This is a genomic window from Streptomyces sp. NBC_00353, assembly GCF_036108815.1.
Lineage (GTDB): Bacteria > Actinomycetota > Actinomycetes > Streptomycetales > Streptomycetaceae > Streptomyces.
Genome location: NZ_CP107985.1, coordinates 1006052 through 1025836, shown reverse-complemented (window position 1 = coordinate 1025836; position 19785 = coordinate 1006052). Strand labels below are relative to the sequence as shown.

The following is a 19785-nucleotide window of genomic DNA, read 5'->3' as shown; positions in this document are numbered from 1 at the left end:
TCGCTCACGACCGGTCGTCCTTTGATACTGCGGATGGGCCTGATGCGTCAGCGGTGTTCATGCGGGGAGGAGACCGGCGCGGAACTTGGTGAGGGTGCGGGTGAGCAGGCGGGAGATGTGCATTTGGGACAGGCCTGATGCGCGGCCGATCTCGGCCTGGGGCATCTCCTGGTCGAAGCGCATTTCGATGGTTCGTTCCCGGTCGTCGAGCTCCTGCAGCAGGGGGCCGAGCGTGTGCAGGTCTTCGAACAGGTCCAGCGACGGGTCGACATCGCCCATGGTGTCCGAAAGTAGCCCCATTCTCCGGGGCGGCGCCTGTTCGGAGACAAATGCAGGGGCTTCCCGCCTTTCACGCCCGCTGTGCGCTCGCCCCCGGAACGCCAGACGTGCACCCTTACGAAGGGGCTGTGTCCACCTCGCAAGGTAGAGCCATGGTTTCCATGCCCAGTCGGCCCCGGCCGGAAAAGCCGCTGGCAGAGGTAACGGGACTGGCCGGCTACGGCGGGATACTCGAGTGGGCTTGCGCTCGGCCCGGCTGCTGCGAGGTTCGGTACGAGCGCGGTGGCCTCGCGCTCCAGGATGCCGGCAGCGTGGCCGCCCGGATCGCACTGGCCGGTACGGCGTTGGGCGGAGAGCGGACGAGTCCCCGCTGGAACGTCTACTTCCCCTACCGGACGTCGGCAGGGCAGCGGAGGCGGCCGCTCCGCCCGCCGCTGGTTCCGTTCGATCCCGCCGATCGGAGGCCCGACAGAGCCGCGTGGCTGCGCAGAGCGGGGATCCCTTGGCGGCTCATGACTCCTGCTGGACCGTCCTAGCCCGAAAGGATCTGGAAATGTCTGACAACGACGTGAGCATCCGGAAGGTGCTGGCGATCGTCACGAACTACGGTGTCGAGCAGGACGAACTTCTGGTGCCTCTCGAACACCTGCGGGGCTGGGGCGCCGATGTGGATGTTGCTGCCGTGTCGGCGGGAGACATTCAGACCCTCGTCGGCGACAAGTCTCCCGGGGAAACCGTTCGGCCCGAACTTACTCTGGGCGAGGTCGACCCGGCCGATTACGACCTACTCCTCGTGCCCGGTGGCACGTTGAACGCCGATAGGTTGCGTCGGCAGGAGGCGGCGATGGAGGTCGTCCGCTCCTTCACGTCGACCGGTCGTCCCGTAGCAGCCATCTGCCACGGCCCCTGGGCCCTGGTCGAAGCGGGTGTGCTCGAAGGTAAAAAACTTACCTCCTACCCGTCACTGAAGACAGACATCCGCAATGCCGGTGGTGAATGGGCTGACGAGCCCGTCATCAAGGATGACTCCCGCGGCTGGCCCCTCATCACCTCGCGCAACCCAGGTGATCTGGAGTCCTTCCTCCGCGAGATCGATGCAGCGCTCGCCGTAAACGTAAACGCTCACTGACCACTACTGGTCGTGCCGCTGCGCGGCTCAGCTCCGAAACCGGCGCCGCCGAGGGCCCAGGGATCGTGGTGCGGAACTGTTCGGTCTACCAATAGTGCCTTCGACCGGCGACCGCGTGTCCCATCGCTCCAAGGATCCAAAGGACAACCCCGATCACGGCGAGGATAATCCCGATTGTCCACAGGATGGAGATGCCGAACAGGAACCCGATGACAAGCAAGATGACTCCGAGAACAATCACAGCGTGCTCCGTTCTCGCATATGCGTTCCCTTCTCACTCTGATCCCCGCGGGCCGCACGGGCAACTGCTCGGGAAAGACAGCCCTGGCCTCACATGACCTGTTGCCCGACGGTGGCCGCTCGGAGACGGGCTCCCGGGTTCGTCTGCCCGCCCCACCCTTGGTCTACTGCCTGCAGCCACCAGAGTCTCCGGCGGAGACGACGTGGGCCGAACCTCGGTGGACGTGGTGTCCATCGCGAGGCTCCGCGCAGGTGACGATGGGGCCGCTCCTTGCCTTGGGCATGATCAGCGCCGCCCGTCGACGACGCGCACCATTGCGAGCAGAAGTGACCAGACACCGGAATTCCTCGAACCGACGATGGGGGGCCCTGGCAGGCACAACACTGCACAGCGTGGCCACCAGCCGTTGCGTGCAGTGATGGCGGCCCCCAGGCCGTACCGGACAGCCCGAGATACGGTTAACGGGGGCTGTCTATCATGAAATGGCGCCTTGTGAATGTGGCGCGGTAGCGAGTCGTCGTCTCCGATTCCGGAGAGGGAACATGGCCGCAGGCGAAGAGGACGAGACAGAGCGCGTCCGGCGCTCGTCCAGCAAGACGCCCGCCAAGAAAAGCGCCCGGAAAACCAGCACCGGACGGGCGAGCAGCCGAACGAGCGAAGACGAACCGAAGCGCACGGCCCGGCGGCTTTCGGCTCCGCGGGCTATGCGGTACGCGGCTGAGCAGCTCCAGGAGCTTCTGGGCCGAGCACCTGAGTCCGTCTCCGCCTTGAAGCCGACGGAAGAAGGCTGGCAGGCGAACGTGGAGGTTCTGGAGCTGGAACGTGTTCCCGGGACCACCAGCGTGATGGCGAGCTATCGAGTGACGCTGGACAAGGAGGGTGAACTGATGGCGTACGAGCGCATCCGCCGCTACACCCGAGGGCAGATCGACCCACGCGGCTGAGGCCCCGGATGCCACGCAACACCGCACGAACGGAACCGGCCACGCCAGGAGTGAGCCGTGAAAGGAGGCACCATGACTGTGGTGCCGCAAGGTGGAGGAACCATTTCCAGGGGCGGCGGCGGAGGATCCGGGAACCTCTACGACATCCTCGAATTGATTCTGGACCGCGGACTGGTCATCGACGTCTTTGTGCGTGTGTCACTGGTGGGCATCGAGATCCTCAAGATCGACGCCCGCATCGTCGTAGCGAGCGTCGACACCTACCTGCGCTTCGCGGAGGCCTGTAACCGCCTCGACCTGGAGTCGGGCCGCAAGGCGCCCGCCCAGCTGACCGACCTGGTAGGTGAAGTGACCGAAGGCGGGGCGCACGGCAAGGCCAAGGGAGCCCTGAGCGGGGCCGCAGAAGCGGTGACCGACGCGCTCAAGGGGGGACATGACGACGAGGAGTCCGAAGAGAGGCGCAAGGAGCCCGAGGAGAGGCGGGAGCGGCCGAGGCGTCGGCCAGCCGCCCGACGCCGTGAGGAGTGAGTCATGGCCGTATACGTCTACTCCATTGTCGCGGCCACCCATCCGCAGCGCCTGGACGACCTCGACGGGGTAGGGAATCCACCCACGAGCCTTCGCACCGTGAAGACCGACAAGCTGGCGGCGGTCGTCAGCGACGCCCCCGAGAACCTACGGCCCAAACGCAGGGACCTCGCCGCACATCAGGCCGTGCAGGAACGGCTGATGGCCGACGGCACGGTTCTACCGTTGCAGTTCGGCTTCACCACTCTGGACGACGACGCCGTACGAGCGGTGCTGGAGGAGCGCAAGGACGAGTTCGCCGAGCGGTTGCAGGCGCTGGAGGGCTGCGTGGAATACCACCTGAAGGCTGCCCAGGACGAGGATGCCCTGCTGCGGCAGATCCTTTTGGAGTCCGACGAGGCGCGCGGGCTCAACGAGGAGATCAGAAGCGGCAACAGCAGCCCGGACCTGTCGTTCGCCCTCGGCGAGCTGGTCTCCCAGGAAGTGCAGGAGCGGCAGGACAGACTCGCCGCTGGAGTCCTCGATGCCCTGCGGGGGTTCGCGCGGGAGGAACGCTCGTCGCCGCCGACGGGGAACGACTTCCTGAACGTGTCCTTTCTGGTGGAGCGGGACAAGGAGCAGAGTTTCCTCAGCGAGGAGCAGGGTCTCGCCAAGGAGCTGGGGGAGGACTTCGACCTCAGGCTCCTCGGCCCGTTGCCCGCATACAGTTTCGTCTAGGGAGTTCTCATGGGGCTGTTCACTCAACTCGCCACCCTCCCACTGGCGCCGGTGCGCGGCGTGGCCTGGGTCATGGAGCGTGTCGTCGAGACCGCGGAGAACGAGTACTACGACCCAGCCCCCGTCGAGCGGGAACTCGCCGAGCTCGAGCGGGCGCTGCTGGCGGGAGACATCGACGAGGAAACCTTCGACCGGCGCGAGGACGAGCTGCTGGACCGGCTGGACGAGATCAGGGCCCATGTCCAGGGCACCGATACCTGATCGCGGCAGCTGCCGCGGAGCCGGAGCGCTGCTACGCGCTCCCGTCGCAACGCAGGGACACCGGGGATAGAGGTGCAGCGCCGTGAACGAACCCGTCGCCAGGAGGATGGGCGACTTCCCGTCCAGAGCCACCCCCTACGGTCAGGGGTCCTCGGCCAATCTCGCCGACATCCTGGAGCGGGTCCTGGACAAGGGCATCGTCATCGCGGGCGATATCCAGATCAACCTGCTGGATATCGAACTTCTCACCATCAAGCTGCGCCTGCTGATCGCGTCGGTGGACAAAGCGAAGGAGATGGGCATCGACTGGTGGGAGCATGATCCTTCGCTGTCCTCACGCGCCAACGACGGTTACAGCTCACTCGCCGAGGAGAACAAGAGGCTGCGTGCCGAGATTGAGGCGATGCGCGAGGGCGGTGAGTTGCCACCGGCCGAGGGCGAGGAGAGTGGCTCTGCAGCCCCGCGCCGCACTTCACGTACCAAACGTGCAGCGCCCAGAGCCCGCAGCGATAGGCGGGACGCGCCATGACCGACGCCATCACCTATGCGTACGCCGTCGCGCGGGATGCTGACCGATCACTGGAGGAGGCTCTGTCGGGGCTTCCTGGGGTGGCGGACGCGCCCGTGCATCTGGTGCGCGTAGAACAAGGTGACGATGTGGTAATTGCCGTGAGCGCGGTGCCTGAGCAGGACTTCCAGGAGGCCGCGCTGCGCGCGCATCTCGAGGACCTGGACTGGCTGGAGTCCGTCGCCCGAGCCCATAACCGTGTGATTGAGGCATTGGCTGCTCGCACCACCGTCCTGCCACTTCGTCTGGCGACGGTTTACCTCGACGACGAGCGGGTGCGACGCATGCTCCAGGCCCGCCGCGAGGCATTTGCCGGCCGACTGACCGCCCTGGCCGCGCAGGTGGAGTGGGGCGTCAAGCTCTATGTCGAAGCGCCCGAGGCGGCCGCGAGTCCGGCAGACCCACCCACGGAAGCGGGCCTGAGCCCGGGGCGGGCCTACCTCAGCCACCGCAGAGCACAACGACACGCCCGCGAAGACGTCTATTGCAGCGCCTCACAGGCGGCTGAGCGGATCGAATCCGCAGCCCGTGTCTATGCAGTCGACCGGGTTCAGCACCGGCCGCAGCAAGGCGAACTCGCCCGTGAGCCGGGAGAGAACGTCATCAACGACGCGTACCTCGTACCGCTGCAGCATGGCGAATCCTTCCGCGCCGACATCCTGCACGCTGCGGAAGGATTTCCAGGGGTGCGCGTCGAAGTCACCGGGCCCTGGGCGCCCTACTCCTTCGCTACGCCGACCGATGTCGAGCCGATGAAGAGGGTCGTCCCGTGAAGGCGCCGGGCAGGCCGCAGGCCATATCGGAGGAACCGCTGGCGGATCGGCAGATCGCGCTGATCGACCTGCTGGACCGACTACTCAGCGGAGGCGTGGTCCTCACTGGTGACATTGTGCTCTCCATCGCCGATATCGACCTCGTACGGATATCGCTGCGCGCGCTGATCGTCTCCATCAGCGAGCAGAATCCATCCCCGTGGCAGGCCATTTCAGCACCCGCAGGAGACAACGATGACAGGTGAGGACCACCCGCCCGGAAACCGCTTCGACGAAGTCGCCGCCGCCGCCGCCCGCGCCTTCCGCCTGCTGCCCGCGCCGCCGCAGGATGTCATGACCTGTGGTGGCGCAGACCGCAGGCCGGCTCAGCGGATCACCACCGACCCCGACACGGTGGAACGCGATCTGATGAAGCTCGTCCTCACCATCGTCGAGCTGCTGCGACAGCTCATGGAACGCCAGGCCCTGCAGCGGGTGGACGCCGGAGGTCTCACCGAGGAGCAGGAGGAGCGCCTGGGAGAAACGCTGATGATTCTGCACGATCGCATGATTGAACTCTGCGCTCGATACGACCTTTCCATGCAAGACCTCAATCTGAATCTCGGGCCTCTCGGAACTCTGCTACCACCCACCGAATGACCCTGAAGGAGCACGACATGGATATCGGCAAGAAGACCAGAAACATCGGCAAAATAATCGAGGGAAAGACCAAAGAAGTGGCCGGGAGGGCCATGGGAAACAAGAGTATGGAGAAAAAGGGAAAGGTCGAAAAGATCAAGGGAAAAATGCAGCACGCAGTGGAGAAGGGCAGGGACACCTTCAAGCACTGACGGAGACCCTCAAGCTCTGACGGCCGTGGTCCCGCCGCACTCTGAGCAACGGGCGGGTCGGTTGGCGACGTCCAGCGCAACACCTACTCGGGAATGCGCGTCGTCGCTCCGGCCCGCCGCCCACGGGCCGGCTTCTTCGAAGAGCGGCGCACTGCGCCGCAGCCGACCGCCGGGCGGCGGCTCCGCCCCACTTCGGCGGCTGCACGTCTCGGGCAGGACGTCGCCATGCCTGTGCGGCTTGCCGGGGGCCTCACTCAGCTCACTCCTCCTCTTCGTCGTCCTCTTCCCAGTCCTCATCCTCGTCGCCCTCTTCCTCTTCCTCGTCCTCCTCGTCCTCCTCGTCCTCTTCGCTGTCGTAGCCCTCGGCTTCTTCGTCCTCAAGCGCGTCTTCGTGAGTCCGTACGACCTCGCCGTCGCGGATTTCGCCGCGCCAGCCCTCCGGCTCTTCGTCGGTGAGGGTGACGTGGCGCTGGAAGTGTTTGAGGTCCAGCCGCAGTCGCCGTCCCTGAGCGCGCCACAGATTTCCGGTCTTTTCGAAGAGCCCGGAGGCGTAGTACTCGACGACCAGAACAATGCGGGTCAGTCCGGGTGCCAGTTCATGGAAACTGACCGCACCACGGGTCGATCCCTTGGCGCCTTCCGACGTCCAGACGATGCGTTCGTCGGGCAGCTGCTCCTGGACGGTCGCTTTCCAACCCCGTGTCGACGGACCAACTTTGACCTTCCAGTCACTGGTCGTCTCGTCGGTCCGCGAGACATCCCGTACGCCCTTGGTGAAGCTGCTGAACTTCTCGTACTGCGTCCAGTGGTCGTAGGCAGTACGCAATGGCACCCCGACATCGATGACCTCGATGATGTTGGTGACCTTCTTGTCGCCTGATTTGCGTCCATGTCCGCCGCCGAAAGCTTCCTTGGCCTTCCCCAGGACACTATCCTTGGCGTGCTTCGCCGTCCCGGAGAGCGCTGCCTTGACGGGGGAGTCACCTCCGAGGAGGGAGGCTCCGACCTTGGAGAGTGATCCGCCGTTCTCGGCGACGTCGGTGAGTTGGTCCGTCACATCGATCAGCTTGTCGCCGGCCCGCTCGGCCAGATCCCCCACCCACGCCGTCAGATAGTCCGTGAGTTCTTCACGCAGCCGGTCGAGTCCCGAGTCCGCGTTGTCCTGTTCCGTTTTTGCCATGACCGGCTACCTCCGGCGCTCAACGCGCGATGATGTCTTCTTGGCGCTCTTCCTGGCGGTCTTCTTCGCAGCGGGAGCGGCCTTCTTCCGTGCCGCAGTCTTCTTCGCAGGCGCCTTCTTGACGGAAGTCTTCTTCGCAGGTTTGGCGGTGGTCTTCTTCCCTGGCCTCTTCGCGGCGGCCTTCTTCGGCGCGGTTTTCTTGGTTGCTGTCTTCTTCGCGGCGGCCTTCTTCGCAGGCGCCTTCCTGGCGGGGGTCTTTTTAGCGGGAGTTGACTTCTCCGCGGTGGTCTTCTTAGCGGGGGCCGCCTTCTTGGCGGTGGTCTTCTTAGCAGGGGCTGGTTTCTTGGCGGCGGTCTTCTTGGTGGGCGCGGCCTTCTTCGCGGTGGCCTTCTTGGCAGGCGCTGGCTTCTTGGTGGGCGCGGCCTTCTTAGCAGGGGCTGATTTCTTGGCGGCGGTCTTCTTGGTGGGCGCGGCCTTCTTAGCAGGGGCTGATTTCTTGGCGGCTGCCTTCTTGGTGGGCGCGGCCTTCTTCGCGGTGGCCTTCTCGGCTGCCGGCTTCTCCGCACCCCTCTTCGCGAGGGCCGCCCGCTTTGTCTTGTCACGCCGGCCAGCGGCTGACTTGCTGGGCATACGCGGCTTCGTAGCAGCGCGGGGAGTGCGTCGGCGTGGCCGCTCTTCGGGCTCTTCTTCCGGCTCCTCCTCTTCTTCTTCCTCTTCTTCTTCCTCCTCGGGCTCCTCCTCTTGCTCCTCCTCGGGCTCCTCCGGCTCTTCCTCCGGCTCTTCTTCCTCGCCTTCTTCCTCTTCGGGCTCCTCTTCGGGTTCCTCTTCCTCCTCGTACTCGCCCTCCTCGTGTTCCTCTTCGGGCTCTTCCTCCTCCTCTTCTTCGGGTTCCTCTTCCTCGTATTCCTCTTCCGGCTCCTCGCCCTCGCCGCGGGCGTACTCCTCCTCGCCCTCCTCCTCTTCCGGTTCTTCCCCGCCGCTTTCGAGCTGGAGGGTACGTTCCCGGAGCGAATCGGCGAGCGTCGTCAGCCGACGGTTGGCAGCGGCGGTGACCGCCTCCCGGCCCGCGTTCATGACCTCCCCGCGCAGCTGCTCACCCAGGTCCGCAACCTGCGGGATCTCTCCGAGCTTGCGGATCCCTTGAACCACGAGCTGTCGCGGTTCAAGACCGAATTGACGCCCGGCAATATAGGACGCCGCCGTAAGAACGAACCGGCCCTTCTTCGTACGGCCCAGCACATAGCCGCCGGCCAGGGCTGCGGCGAGCAAGATCTTGTTTGCGTCATTCATGGGTGCGTCACCTTTTCATGGGCAGGCAGCCGATCGGCGTCTGCGCAGGGGGCCGCCACTCAGCGGCATTGCTCCGCCATATCCAGAGTTGATGGGTGCCATGACCCGCGCATCCCGAGCGGGTCATGAGACTCCTTTAGCCCCGCGGCAAAACAGGCTGATCCCGCTGTGTGACGGGACGTCTGGGCGGGCCGCGAGCCGTGCCGTAGCCGTGGGTGGCGCCACGAGGGATTGGTGTCTGTCCGGCCCGCCATATGGGTCACGGCCGCGGAGCCTCTGGCCGCCGAGGCAAGGCGGTGCGTGCTACTGCTGGCGCCTGACGTGCTGTGCAGCGCTATGCGCCGCCCCGGGAACGCCTGAACCCCGGCGTTTCTGCGCGGAGTGAGAAAGAATTGGTGATCATCCGTGCCGACCGAATCGGTGAACAGACCCGCGCCACGCTGACGAAGGCCGACGCGGTGCCTGTGAAAGGCCCAATAAAGACGGTTTTCGATGATGGAATCCCATCCCTGTATACACTGACCGTCGCCCGTGTGTTCTGAGTGTCGGCGGGTACCCGAATCACATGACAGTTGCAAAGGCAAGTGTCCTCGTTCTGGACTGTGCGGAGCCGGAAGCTCTGGCGGAGTTCTGCGCCTCACTCCTCGATGCGGAAATTCAGGTCGTGAGCGATCCTGATTTTGTGGAACTCGTCGGCCACAACGGCGTACACGTGGCGATCCGCCTGGACACGCGAAGCGGTGAGCCTCGGCGTTGTGCCGATAGACACCAAGGACTGCCGTGGGCCATGCGACGTGCGCTTCCACGCCGACCTCACCGGGCACTCCTTCTCATTCGCGGTGTCCCTACGGAACGAACCGCCGGGTCGAGGAAGGGAGCACCATGAAGCTGCCTGAAGCACGAGGTGAGGTGTCTGCCGCCTTGATCGAGGCACTCGGCGGGGAACCGGGTCGGCACGTGCTGCCGGAGCCGTCCCTGGTGGGGGGCGCCGATCCGTACGGCGACGATCTTCAGCTGGCCCTGTATCTCTGTTACGAGTTGCACTACCGCGGCTTCGACGGGGTGGACGGCATGTGGGAGTGGGATCCGGACCTGCTCAGGGTGCGTGCCGCGCTGGAGCGGGGCTTTCTGGCGGCTCTGCGCGCTGACGTGCCGGTTGCCGAGGATGTCGGCAGCGCACTGGACGAAGCCCTTCTGGAGCCGGTGGACGCCGAAGGCGTGTCGTACTTCCTGCGGGATGAGGGCGAGCTGTGGCATCTGCGCGAGTATGCCGTCCAACGCTCGCTGTACCACCTGAAGGAGGCTGATCCGCACGTGTGGGTGATTCCGCGCCTGACGGGTCGGGCGAAGGCGGGAATGGTGGGTGTGGAGTACGACGAATTCGGAGCGGGACGGGCGGAACGGATCCACTCGAAGTTGTTCGCGGATCTGATGGCAGACCTCCACCTGGACACCTCGTACGGGCGCTACCTCGACGCCGGATCGCGGCAGATGCTCGCGACCGTCAACCTCATGTCGCTCTTCGGGCTCCACCGCTCACACCGTGGTGCGCTGGTCGGTCACTTCGCCTCAGTGGAGATCACCTCCTCCCCGGGGTCGAAGCGCCTCGCGGAAGCATTGAAGCGAGCCGGCGCCGGGCCTGCGGCGGTCCACTTCTATACGGAGCATGTCGAGGCCGACGCCGTGCATGAGCAACTCGTGCGGCATGAGGTCGTCGCCGGTCTGCTCCAGGTGGAGCCGGATCTGGCACCAGATGTCGCGTTCGGCATCGCGGCCACCGGATGGTTGGAAGACCGGTTCGGGGAGCAGTTGCTCGGCGCCTGGCGGGACGGCGTGTCCTCACTCCGCGTGCCGCTCCTCGACACTGGCGGAGAGTAAACCGTCCGGGGTTACGTGTCCCAAAGATCGGGCGGTGGCGGCAAAGGGTTGCCGACGATCTGCCGCTCAGCTTCTACGCCGGCAACGCGTCACACAGCTGGTCTTGACCCCCTACTGATTCCCAATGAAGTTGTCAATCTCGTCCGGTGACGCGCTGTGAGCGATTCATCCGAGGACGGCAGGGTTGGGCGGAGCGGTGATCTCGAAGACTCGGCCGTCGCGTATGGGGGCCCAGAGAACGTTCAATCGACGCCGCGCGAGGGCGATGACTGCTTGCCTGTGGTTCTTGCCTTCGGCTCTCTTGCGGTCGTAGAACGCCTTCGAGGTAGGGCAACAGCGGGCAGCGACCTGCGCGGACATGTAGAAGACCCGCAGCAGGCGCCGGCAGTAGCGCCGTGGGCGGCGCATATTGCCGCTGATCCGTCCAGAGTCCCTGGGAACCGGGGCCAGGCCGGCGACGCCAGCGAGGCGGTCAGGGCTGCCGAAGACACTCATGTCTCCGCCGGTGTGGGCGATGAACTCCGCGGCCAGAACGGGCCCTATGCCGGGCATGCTCAGGATGACCTCGGCATGCGGGTGCTCACGAAACCGGCCCTCGATCAGGACGTCGGTTTCGGCGATCTCCTCATCGAGGGCCATCACTTCCCTCGCGAGCTTGGCAACCATGGTGGCGGCCAGCTTCTCCCCGGCGACGGCAGTGTGCTGGGCCTCAGCGGCTTCGACGCCGGTGGCCGCGACGAGTTTGTAGTTGCGGACCTTGCGGTTCTTCAGCCACTCGGCGAGGCGGTTCTTGCCGATCCGCCGGAGGGCGGCTGGGCTCTGGTAGCCGGTCAGCAGCACCAGGGAAGCCTTCGAAGTGCTGTAGTCGAAGGCCCGCTCCAGAGCGGGGAAGTACTCCAGCATCTGGGCCCGCAGCCGGTTGATGCCCCGGGTCCGGTCCGCAGCCAGGTCCAGCCGCCGCGAAGTGAGAATCCGCAGGTCAAGGGCAATGTCGTCGCCGTGGCGCATCGGTTGGAGGTCGCGGCGCATCCGGGCCTGGTCGGCGATGACGAAGGCGTCTTTCGCGTCGGTCTTCCCATCGCCCCGGTAAGAGCCGGAGGCGTGATGGACGGTGCGACCGGGGATATAGAGGACCTGTTGCCCGTTGCCGGTCAGCAGCGCGATCATCAGCGCGGCACCACTAGCGTTGAGATCAATCGCCCAGGTCACCGGCTCGTCTTCGCTCAGAGCGAGGACATCGCCAATCAGATTCAGCAGTGTGCTCTCGTCGTTGGCCACCCGTCGCGACAGCTTCCGCTGACCGTCGGAGTCGATCACCACGCAGTGATGCTCGGCTTTGCCCGCATCCGTACCGGCCCACAGTTCGGGCATGGTCACCTCCGAAGTCGTCCCAGTACTTGTCCCAGCAGACGACCTCGCCAGCGTGTCCTTACCAAGCGATCTTGTCGCGCGCATCCCAATCAGTGGCCGAGTTGTCGCAGGGCACCGGGCGGCCAATCAGTAGAAGCCACTCCTGCGGCATGAACTTGACAGCCACACCCAGTGCCCATGGGCCTCCCGATCCTACGAGTGACCGGAATCAACCCACCAACAACGTAAGGACTTTGAGGCGACCGCTCTGGCCACGCGGGCGCGCCCAGTGCTGCGGGCAAATCCGAGCGCGGCCCGTCAGCGACATCGGCGGGCGTTGAGCCGAGCGGCCTGGCGCGTCAGGTGATCGCGCTCGGCGAGGTTGGGTGCCTTGTGGGCCGCCTCGGCGTACAGCCGTGCCGCCGTCGCCAGGGCGCCGTCGCGCTCGTGGAGGTACGCCGCTACCGCGGCGTGACGGGGCAGTGAGGCGTCCAGCGCCGCGAGCGCCGCCAGGCCGGCGCGCGGTCCGTCGGCCTCCCCGACGGCGACCGCGCGGTTGAGCCGGACGACCGGGCTGTCGGTCAGGCGCGTGAGCTCGTCGTACCACTCGACGATCTGCACCCAGTCGGTCTCCTCGGCGGTGGGCGCGTCGGCGTGGAGTGCCGCGATGGCGGCCTGGGCCTGGAACTCGCCCAGCCGGTCGCGGGCGAGGGCCGCCTGGAGGATCCCGACACCCTCGGCGATCAACCCAGTGTCCCACCGGCCGCGGTTCTGCTCGGCGAGCGGTACCAAGCTGCCGTCGGACTTGGTCCGGGCGGCACGCCGGGCGTGGTGGAGCAGCATGAGGGCGAGCAGCCCCGCCACCTCGGGGTGGTCGATGCGGGCCGCGAGCTGCCGGGTGAGCCGGATGGCCTCGGCGGCGAGGTCGACGTCGCCGGAGTAGCCCTCGTTGAAGACGAGGTAGAGGACGCGCAGCACGGTGGCGACGTCGCCGGGCCGGTCGAAGCGCACGCCGGAGACGGTGCGCTTGGCGCGGCTGATGCGCTGCGCCATGGTCGCCTCGGGCACCAGGTATGCCTCGGCGATCTGGCGGGTGGTCAGCCCGCCGACGGCGCGCAGCGTGAGCGCGACCGCCGATGCCGGGGTCAGCGACGGGTGGGCGCACAGGAAGTAGAGCTGGAGCGTGTCGTCCACCGTGGGCGCCGGTCCGGGCGCCGGCTCCTCCTCGACGCGGTCCTCACGCCGGCGGCGGGCGGTGTCGGCGCGCGTCGCGTCGAGGAACTTGCGCCAGGCCACGGTGACCAGCCAGCCCTTGGCATCCCGCGGCGGATCGGCCGCCCAGACCCGGAGCGCCTCGACCAGAGCGTCCTGCACGGCGTCCTCGGCCGCCGCGAAGTCGGCTCCGCGGCGGACGAGGACGGTGAGCACGCTCGGCGTGAGGCTTCTGAGCAGAACCTCGTCCATCGGTGACGTCAATCCGTGATGGTGGGCGGCGCGGCCAGGAACGGGCGCACCTCCAGCCACTCGTGGATCGGCTTGCCGCCCGCCCCAGGGGCGGCCGACAGCTCCCCGGCCAGCTCGACGGCGCGCTCGTAGCTGTCGACGTCGATGATCATCCAGCCGGCGATGAGGTCCTTGGTCTCCGCGAACGGTCCGTCGGTGACCGGCGGGCGCCCCTCACCGTCGTAGCGGACCCACGCTCCCTCGGGGGCGAGCGCCTGACCGTCGATGAACTCGCCGGTCTTCTCCAGCCGGGCCGCGAAGTCGTTCATGTACTGCATGTGCGCCGAGATCTCCTCCGGGCTCCACTGGTCCATCGGCACGTCGTTGACCGAAGCCGGGGCGCCGCGGTAGTGCTTCAGCAGCAGGTACTTGGCCATCGTGGTTCTCCTCGGTGCTCGTGCGACCCATTGTGGTCGCGTTCACCCCGGGGACGGAGCCGGACGCGGGTTCTCGACATCGCCGTCCGATTTTTTTTGGGCTCTCGTGGGTGAGCCTGGGTGAGCCGTCTCGCGGTGTCCGGGTCCACGGCGGTCAAGATCCGTTCGAAGACGGAGCCTGGTGCTGGCGCCTGCCGTCCGGCCCGTGGCTGGACCGGAACTGCAAGGCATGCATGGGGTTCCCCAGGGTGGCTCACCTTGTCTCCCACCTGTAGGCCGGTGACCTGCGGATGAAAGCCGCGAAGAAGTAGTGGTCGCGGCAGGGCGGCTATCCGACGAGTGTCTGGGTGCCGAGGACGGCGAGGAGCTCCAGGCGTTCGGCGTCATCGGTGCCGGGCTCAGCCGTGTAAATCATGATGCGCAGATCGCTGCCCGCCACGCTGAGCACATCGCAGTCCAGCGTCAGGGAGCCCACCTGCGGGTGATCGATGGTCTTTCGCGCAGCCTCGTGCTGACCCACGGCGCCCGCATCCCACAGTTCGGCGAACCGTTCGCTGTTCGTGCGCAACTCTGTTACCAGGCTCCGGAGTTGCCGGTCATCCGGGTACCGTCCGACAGTCGTGCGCAGGTCGGCGACCACCGCCGTCTCCATCGCGCGCCGGGACTGCGCCGTGTAGCGGACGCGATCACCCGACCCGAGGAAGGCGCGCCACACGCCGTTGCGCTCCCGGCCGTGCCGCTCGCCCATCAGCGCCGTGTACAGCGGATTGGCCAGCAGTTGCGTCCACGCCGCGTCGAAGACCGCGACGGGCGTCCCGGACAGCCGGTCCAGCATCCGGTGCACGCTCGGTGTGATGTAGGCGGGCACCGTCCCCTGCCCCGGGGGTACGAGCCCGGCGACGTGGAACAGGTGCTCGCGCTCGGCCGTGGAGAGGCGCAGGGCACGCCCCAGGGCCTCGACGACCTGCTCCGAGGGGTTGGTCGCCCGTCCCTGTTCCAGGCGGGTCACGTAGTCGACCGAGATCCCGGCCAGCAGGGCAAGCTCCTCCCGGCGCAGCCCGGCCGCGCGCCGATGGCCGCCCGTGGGCAGCCCGGCTGCCTCCGGGGAGACCCGGTCGCGCCAGCGCCGCACTGTGCGCCCGAAATCCGTGCTCGCCATGTCACCACTGTGCACGGCCACGCGCGGATCTTCCTGGTACTGGCAGTCCCAGGAAGACGGGACTCCTGGCTGCTTCCGACACTCAGCTGCAGCCTGGAGGCATGACAACGACACTGATCACCGGAGCGAACAAGGGTCTCGGCTTCGAGACCGCCCGCCGACTCACTGCCGCAGGCCACACCGTTTACATCGGAAGCCGGAACGCCGAACGCGGGCGCCGGGCCGCCGAGCAACTGGGTGCACGGCTGGTCCAGCTCGATACCACCGACGACGCGTCCGTCGAGGCGGCGGCGAGGACCATCGAGGCCGATGGAGGGCTGGACGTACTGATCAACAACGCAGGCATCGAGGAAAGGGGTGCCGGCAACGTTGTGATCGGTGCCGCGGACGTGACCGCCCACATCATGCGGAGCACGTTCGAGACGAACGTCTTCGGCACCGTGCGTGTCCTGCACGCCTTCCTGCCGCTGCTCGGGCGTTCCGAGGCCCCGGTCGTGGTCAACGTCAGCAGTGGCTTGGGCTCGCTGACCCGGCTCACCAGTGCGGGTACCCCGTCGTACGCCTACCCGGGCGTTGCCTACCCGGCGTCGAAGACATCGGTCAACACGATCACCGTGCAGTACGCGAAGGCGTTCCCGAACATGCGCATCAACGCGGTGGAGCCCGGCTTCACCAAGACCGACCTGAACGGGAACACCGGCGTCCAGAGTGTCGAGCAGGGCGCCGAGATCATCGTGCGTATGGCGCAGGTGGGCCCCGACGGCCCCACAGGAGGCTACTTCGATGCCGAGGGCAGCCTTCCCTGGTAAGGCCGCACCAGCCGCCATCACCTCGACGGTGGCGCGCCCACCCCGACATGCCCGGCGGGGTGGGCGCGGCCTCCTATCAACGGGCGTCCTTTCGCCTGGGTCAACGATGAACAGAGCGATCTGGACGAGGCGTATGTGACCGGCCACCACCGTGGGCGTGGGCTTCTGCACCACGTCAACCCGCGGATCGGTCTGCGCGAGGACGACTTCCGCACGCTCGCCGACTTCGCCCTGTCTCTGGACACTTCACGAGCCACCGGCTGAGCCCAACGCCGGCTATCAGGCAGCTCTGTGCTCGGTCACGCCATTATTTCGGGACAACCTTTCGCCAGCCCCTTCGGAAGCTCACGGACAGCCACACGGACCGACAGCCGTGATGCGGCTGTCGCGTAGCCCGGCTGGCAGCCGCTTCTACGCGGCGGGCTCGGCGGTCCAGGCGATGTGCGGGGGCACGACCCGTGCGCATAGGGGGCTGCCGCATGCGTCGGTCAGCCCGAGGCGTCCGACCAGCAGGCCGTCGTGTGCGGCGGAGGCGAGTACGTCGGCGGGGACGACGTCGAGCATGAGCTTGGCGCGGCGGAACATCGTGAAGGTTCCCGCCTCGTCGACCGTGCCCCACGACAGGTAGATGAACCGGCGGCCCAGACGGTCCTGCACGTAGGGGCCTTTCACCTCGGTGCCGGTCGGCGAGGCGATCGCGGTGCACTCCAGGGTCCACGTCGCGGACGCGGCGTCGCCGGGCTGCGGGTCGAGGAGTTCAGCCGGACGGTCGCGACGTTGCACGGCGACGTGAATGTTGTCGTACGCCGGGACTTTGGCGTCAGCGGGGGCCGGGCAGGTGAGGCCGGGCAGGTCGACGGCGTCGATGCGGATGTGCATGAAGGCCATCATCCTCCATCGCATGTGCCCGATGCCTTGCGGCTTCCACGGCCAGGCTTCCTGAGGCTCATGCCGGCTCAGATCCCGTCGGGAGAGGGCTGAGGACGGACCGTCGCAGCGTCTCGGTACGCGTCTGGGATACGGCCTTGCCGGTGCAAGCGGCATGCTGCAAGGGCCAACGGTCACATCGCCGTCCAGGTGGCGGCCGGGGCGGTGTTGAACGCCCTCGCGACGGCTTCGAGTTCCTCGGTGTTCCAACGGGACAGGTCGGCGCCGTTGGGAAAGTAGTGTCGTAGCAGGCCGTCGGTGTTCTCGTTTGTGCCTCGCTGTCAGGGGCTGTGCGGGTCGGAGAGGGGCCGCAGCCCTCAACCTCCGCCGCCTGACCGAACTCGGCCTCACCCCCCACACCGGCCACACCTGGACCCGAGCCACCATCCCCGCGCAACCGCGAAGGGGCACCCCCAACCGGGACACCCCTCCACCAACTTGATCTTCAGGAGACTCCTAGACGGTGCCGTTCTCCCACCACCAGGCCCTGCCGAGGTCCGCCCGGCTGTCGACGTGCTGATGGTCCGCGGTGTAGGTCTCCAGGCCGGAGAATCCGGAGGTCTCCGCCTTCTGGTAGACGGTCTTGTTGGGCACTCCGGGGACGGCAAGGTCGGCCGCCGTGCCGTACAGGTGCATGCTGTCGCTGGCGCCGCCGACGTCGGCATTGTGTGCAATGCTGCGGAAACCGGAATTGACCGTGATGGGGACGTTGCCGAGCTTCTTGCGCAGCGCCTCCAGCTTGTACATCGCGCGGCGGACGTTCTCCTTGACGTCGGTCGCGCTCAGCTTGCCGCCGGAGAAGGTGCCGCTGATCCGGTCGGTGAACTCGCTGAACTCGAAGTGCACGGTCGAACCGTCCGACTGCTCCAGGGCGTTGAGCTGCGACTGGGTCGCGGGCCCGGCGCTGCCGTCGGCGGTGAGTCCGTAGGCCGCCTGGAACCGGCGGACCGCCGCCGCGGTGCCGGCACCGAAGTTGCCGTCGATGGCCACGCGGGTCTGGCTGGCGCTGTCCGCGGCCCACCCGGCGACTCTGATCTGCAGTTCGGTCACGTCGGCGCCGGTGGCCCCCTGGTTCAGGGTGCGCGACCAGGAGTACGCCTGCGCGGCCCCCGACAGCAGAACGGGCCCGAATACGGCACCGATACCGGCGGCCAACGTCCCGCGCAGCGCCGTACGGCGGTCGAACGAGTGCGGAAAGCGGGAAGAGAAGCGGGAAGGAGCCATCTTCGTCCTTTCACGGACCTGTCGCAGTGCAGTGGATGACGCGAACTGGGCCAGTGTCATGGACATGCGGGTGCAGCGGAAGAGCGCCGTTACCGACATCGCGCCTGCCGGCGTCCGGTGGTTCCGGTTCCTCCTGAGTCGCGACGGAAAGCCGTCAGGACAGGTGATCTGCAGGGCGGTATTCCGGATAGGGGACCGGGCTGCGGTGGATTGCGATGATGGCGGCGTCGTCGCCCAGGCATCCGCCGACGTAAGCGAGGAGGTCGCGTCTCAGGTGGTACAGGAGTGTCTCCGGGGGGCTCTCCGTCCACTGGGCGGCGCGTTCCGCGAGCGGGTAGAAGTCGCCGCCTCGGTCGCGCGCTTCGATGACGCCGTCGGTGAAAAGGAGGAGGGTGTCTCCCGCTTCGAAGGCGAACACGTCGACGGTGTAGGCCGCCGGCCCCATGTCGCCGATCCCCAGCGGGGGCGCTGGGTGCCGACTGGGGACGGCTTCTGCATGTCCTGGGCTGAGCAGCAGGGGCGCAGGGTGGCCGCAGCTGGTCATTCGGCTGATGGGGCCCTCCTCGGGGATCTCCAGCAGGAGCGCTGTGACGAAGCGTTCCCCGGCGTCATCCTCATCCTCCGGTTCGAAGTCGGCGTGGTAGCGGGTGACGCTCTGATCGAGGGCTGCGGCCAGTGCGGGCAGGTCGGTGTGCTGGTGGGCGGCCTCGCGGAAGGCGCCGAGGAGGAGGGCGGCTTCTTCGATGGCGGCCAGGCCCTTGCCTCTCACGTCACCGATCATCATGCGGGTTCCGCCTTCGATACGGGTGGCCGCGTACAGGTCGCCCCCGATCTGGGCCTCGTCCTCGGCGGCCAGGTACAGGGAGGCGATCCGCAGTGGGCCGATCCGGTCCGGGAGCGGCCGCAGCAGTACCTTCTGTGTGGTTTCGGCCACCGAGCGCACCCGGGCGAGCTGTCGACTGTGCCGCTCGCGTATCAGGCAGAAGAACACGGTCAGGACGGAGAGGATCGCGAGGGCGGCGATCTGCACCAATGCGTTCCTGGAGGTCAGTACGCCGGAGTGCAGGGCGATGTATGCCTGGGCTATCACGGCCAGGAACCCGATCACTCCGGTCAGTGCAGGGCCCTCGAATGAGGAAGTGATCGCGGGCGCGATGACCAGCAGCGGTCCCAGATAGATGTCTTCCGGCAGCAGGATGTCCACGGTTGCGATCACGACGATGAGCGCGACGGGAATCGCCAGGAGCGCATGGCCCGGCCGCCATGACTCCCGCAGACCCGCGACGCCTTCCCTTATGCCCACGTCTTCCACAGTGCACCGCCCCGGGGCCGCTGACGAGTCGGCGAGAGCAAGCCGCCGCGCAGGTTCAACCACTTCGCGGTGGACCCCGCTAATTCAGACTCTGCAGGACGTGGCCCGCGCGATCCGGGCGGGCGACGCGGTCACGGCCGACGTGGACCGGGCATCGTCCTCCGAGCGCCCCGGCACCCGCCCCGGGAAGAGGGGCGCCGGGCGGCTCACCCGGCTCGGCAGACATCTTTCCGGGCGGCGGTGACCAGCAGGTCTGCCTCAACACGTTCAGCATCGGGGTGTGGGACCCTGCACACGTCCCGCGTGCTGACGACCGCCAAGGTGCGAAGGCTGGAGCTGGAGGTGCTGCGAGACGCACCGCACTTCGCTCACATCGGCGGGGTGATAGTTGCCACGTACCGGCGTCCGGTGCTCGGCAGGCTTCCCGAAGCGGTCACGCCGTACCGCCCCGCCCACCAGGATCAGTGGCTGCGCTGACACCGGGGATCACACCGGAGCGGCGACGG

25 protein-coding genes and 3 pseudogenes are annotated in these 19785 nt (G+C 67.0%); 16 read left to right on the top strand and 12 right to left on the bottom strand.

Features of this window, described 5'->3' with window-relative positions; genetic code table 11:
- Positions 1-57: 57 nt before the first annotated feature.
- Complete coding sequence (locus tag OHA88_RS04985) at positions 58-279, bottom strand: sigma factor-like helix-turn-helix DNA-binding protein (RefSeq protein WP_328624392.1); 222 nt, start codon at positions 277-279, stop codon at positions 58-60.
- Between the two features lie 553 nt (positions 280-832).
- On the opposite strand from OHA88_RS04985, the gene OHA88_RS04980 reads away from it, so the two are divergent.
- Entirely contained in the window at positions 833-1408 is a 576-nt protein-coding gene (locus OHA88_RS04980; RefSeq protein ID WP_328624391.1) for a type 1 glutamine amidotransferase domain-containing protein, read from the top strand.
- Between the two features lie 85 nt (positions 1409-1493).
- Here OHA88_RS04980 and OHA88_RS04975 read toward each other — a convergent pair whose 3' ends face one another.
- Positions 1494-1649, bottom strand: a complete 156-nt coding sequence (locus OHA88_RS04975) for a DUF6131 family protein (protein WP_267009420.1) — start codon at positions 1647-1649, stop codon at positions 1494-1496.
- Positions 1650-2191: 542 nt separating this feature from the next.
- On the opposite strand from OHA88_RS04975, the gene OHA88_RS04970 reads away from it, so the two are divergent.
- The 9 genes from OHA88_RS04970 (at position 2192) to OHA88_RS04930 (ending at position 6270) form a co-directional block, all read left to right on the top strand.
- A complete protein-coding gene (locus OHA88_RS04970) occupies positions 2192-2593 on the top strand; it encodes a gas vesicle protein GvpO (RefSeq protein WP_328624390.1) in 402 nt (133 codons plus the stop codon).
- Positions 2594-2665: 72 nt separating this feature from the next.
- Positions 2666-3121 carry a gas vesicle structural protein GvpA gene (locus OHA88_RS04965; RefSeq protein ID WP_328624389.1) on the top strand — a complete coding sequence of 152 codons (456 nt, stop codon included), beginning with the start codon at positions 2666-2668 and terminating at the stop codon, positions 3119-3121.
- 3 nt (positions 3122-3124) lie between these two features.
- Positions 3125-3838: a GvpL/GvpF family gas vesicle protein gene (locus OHA88_RS04960; RefSeq protein WP_328624388.1), complete on the top strand. Its 714-nt coding sequence runs from the start codon at positions 3125-3127 to the stop codon at positions 3836-3838.
- A gap of 9 nt (positions 3839-3847) precedes the next feature.
- Entirely contained in the window at positions 3848-4099 is a 252-nt protein-coding gene (locus OHA88_RS04955; RefSeq protein WP_328624387.1) for a gas vesicle protein GvpG, read from the top strand.
- A gap of 106 nt (positions 4100-4205) precedes the next feature.
- Positions 4206-4628, top strand: coding sequence for a gas vesicle protein (locus OHA88_RS04950; RefSeq protein WP_328629594.1), 423 nt, complete (start codon positions 4206-4208; stop codon positions 4626-4628).
- On the top strand, positions 4625-5440 hold the full coding sequence (locus tag OHA88_RS04945) for a GvpL/GvpF family gas vesicle protein (protein ID WP_328624386.1): 816 nt from the start codon (positions 4625-4627) through the stop codon (positions 5438-5440). Before OHA88_RS04950 ends, OHA88_RS04945 begins: the two co-directional genes overlap by 4 nt.
- On the top strand, positions 5437-5685 hold the full coding sequence (locus tag OHA88_RS04940) for a gas vesicle protein (RefSeq protein WP_326624442.1): 249 nt from the start codon (positions 5437-5439) through the stop codon (positions 5683-5685). Before OHA88_RS04945 ends, OHA88_RS04940 begins: the two co-directional genes overlap by 4 nt.
- Positions 5675-6079 (top strand): gas vesicle protein K, encoded by a 405-nt coding sequence (locus OHA88_RS04935; protein ID WP_328624385.1) that lies wholly within the window; start codon positions 5675-5677, stop codon positions 6077-6079. The genes OHA88_RS04940 and OHA88_RS04935 overlap by 11 nt, the downstream gene beginning before the upstream one ends.
- Positions 6076-6270 (top strand): CsbD family protein, encoded by a 195-nt coding sequence (locus OHA88_RS04930; RefSeq protein WP_328624384.1) that lies wholly within the window; start codon positions 6076-6078, stop codon positions 6268-6270. The genes OHA88_RS04935 and OHA88_RS04930 overlap by 4 nt, the downstream gene beginning before the upstream one ends.
- 259 nt (positions 6271-6529) lie before the next feature.
- On the opposite strand, the gene OHA88_RS04925 is transcribed toward OHA88_RS04930, so the two are convergent.
- Both OHA88_RS04925 and OHA88_RS04920 read right to left on the bottom strand, forming a co-directional pair.
- Positions 6530-7450, bottom strand: coding sequence for an SRPBCC family protein (locus tag OHA88_RS04925; protein ID WP_328624383.1), 921 nt, complete (start codon positions 7448-7450; stop codon positions 6530-6532).
- A 6-nt stretch (positions 7451-7456) separates the two neighbouring features.
- Positions 7457-8740 carry a histone protein gene (locus tag OHA88_RS04920; protein ID WP_328624382.1) on the bottom strand — a complete coding sequence of 428 codons (1284 nt, stop codon included), beginning with the start codon at positions 8738-8740 and terminating at the stop codon, positions 7457-7459.
- Positions 8741-9305: 565 nt separating this feature from the next.
- On the opposite strand from OHA88_RS04920, the pseudogene OHA88_RS04915 reads away from it, so the two are divergent.
- Both OHA88_RS04915 and OHA88_RS04910 read left to right on the top strand, forming a co-directional pair.
- A pseudogene (locus OHA88_RS04915) lies at positions 9306-9636 on the top strand (VOC family protein).
- The gene (locus tag OHA88_RS04910; protein WP_328624381.1) at positions 9623-10618 is read left to right on the top strand and encodes an iron-containing redox enzyme family protein; all 996 of its coding nucleotides are present in this window, start codon (positions 9623-9625) and stop codon (positions 10616-10618) included. Before OHA88_RS04915 ends, OHA88_RS04910 begins: the two are co-directional and overlap by 14 nt.
- A 165-nt stretch (positions 10619-10783) precedes the next feature.
- Here the strand turns inward: OHA88_RS04910 and OHA88_RS04905 are convergent, their stop codons facing one another.
- The 4 genes from OHA88_RS04905 to OHA88_RS04890 form a co-directional block, all read right to left on the bottom strand.
- Positions 10784-11989, bottom strand: a complete 1206-nt coding sequence (locus OHA88_RS04905) for an IS110 family transposase (RefSeq protein WP_425898662.1) — start codon at positions 11987-11989, stop codon at positions 10784-10786.
- A gap of 297 nt (positions 11990-12286) precedes the next feature.
- Positions 12287-13432 carry an RNA polymerase sigma factor gene (locus OHA88_RS04900; protein ID WP_328624379.1) on the bottom strand — a complete coding sequence of 382 codons (1146 nt, stop codon included), beginning with the start codon at positions 13430-13432 and terminating at the stop codon, positions 12287-12289.
- Positions 13433-13440: 8 nt separating this feature from the next.
- Complete coding sequence (locus tag OHA88_RS04895) at positions 13441-13848, bottom strand: YciI family protein (RefSeq protein ID WP_328624378.1); 408 nt, start codon at positions 13846-13848, stop codon at positions 13441-13443.
- Positions 13849-14176: 328 nt separating this feature from the next.
- Positions 14177-15007, bottom strand: coding sequence for a helix-turn-helix transcriptional regulator (locus tag OHA88_RS04890; protein ID WP_328624377.1), 831 nt, complete (start codon positions 15005-15007; stop codon positions 14177-14179).
- Between the two features lie 101 nt (positions 15008-15108).
- Here OHA88_RS04890 and OHA88_RS04885 point away from each other — a divergent pair, with 101 nt between their 5' ends.
- Positions 15109-15816, top strand: coding sequence for an SDR family NAD(P)-dependent oxidoreductase (locus OHA88_RS04885; RefSeq protein ID WP_328624376.1), 708 nt, complete (start codon positions 15109-15111; stop codon positions 15814-15816).
- A gap of 78 nt (positions 15817-15894) precedes the next feature.
- A pseudogene (locus OHA88_RS04880) lies at positions 15895-16080 on the top strand (hypothetical protein); the annotation flags it as partial.
- 147 nt (positions 16081-16227) lie between these two features.
- Here the strand turns inward: OHA88_RS04880 and OHA88_RS04875 are convergent.
- The 4 genes and pseudogenes from OHA88_RS04875 to OHA88_RS04860 all read right to left on the bottom strand — a co-directional run bounded on the left by OHA88_RS04875 (position 16228) and on the right by OHA88_RS04860 (position 19264).
- The gene (locus OHA88_RS04875; RefSeq protein ID WP_267009436.1) at positions 16228-16695 is read right to left on the bottom strand and encodes a DUF5990 family protein; all 468 of its coding nucleotides are present in this window, start codon (positions 16693-16695) and stop codon (positions 16228-16230) included.
- 182 nt (positions 16696-16877) lie between these two features.
- Positions 16878-17045: pseudogene (locus OHA88_RS04870) on the bottom strand (IS30 family transposase); the annotation flags it as partial.
- 154 nt (positions 17046-17199) lie between these two features.
- Positions 17200-17967, bottom strand: a complete 768-nt coding sequence (locus tag OHA88_RS04865) for a D-Ala-D-Ala carboxypeptidase family metallohydrolase (protein WP_328624375.1) — start codon at positions 17965-17967, stop codon at positions 17200-17202.
- 154 nt (positions 17968-18121) lie between these two features.
- On the bottom strand, positions 18122-19264 hold the full coding sequence (locus OHA88_RS04860) for a PP2C family protein-serine/threonine phosphatase (RefSeq protein ID WP_328629593.1): 1143 nt from the start codon (positions 19262-19264) through the stop codon (positions 18122-18124).
- Positions 19265-19379: 115 nt separating this feature from the next.
- Here OHA88_RS04860 and OHA88_RS04855 point away from each other — a divergent pair, with 115 nt between their 5' ends.
- Both OHA88_RS04855 and OHA88_RS04850 read left to right on the top strand, forming a co-directional pair.
- On the top strand, positions 19380-19523 hold the full coding sequence (locus tag OHA88_RS04855) for a hypothetical protein (protein WP_328624374.1): 144 nt from the start codon (positions 19380-19382) through the stop codon (positions 19521-19523).
- 59 nt (positions 19524-19582) lie between these two features.
- Complete coding sequence (locus tag OHA88_RS04850) at positions 19583-19756, top strand: hypothetical protein (RefSeq protein ID WP_328624373.1); 174 nt, start codon at positions 19583-19585, stop codon at positions 19754-19756.
- Positions 19757-19785: the final 29 nt, after the last annotated feature.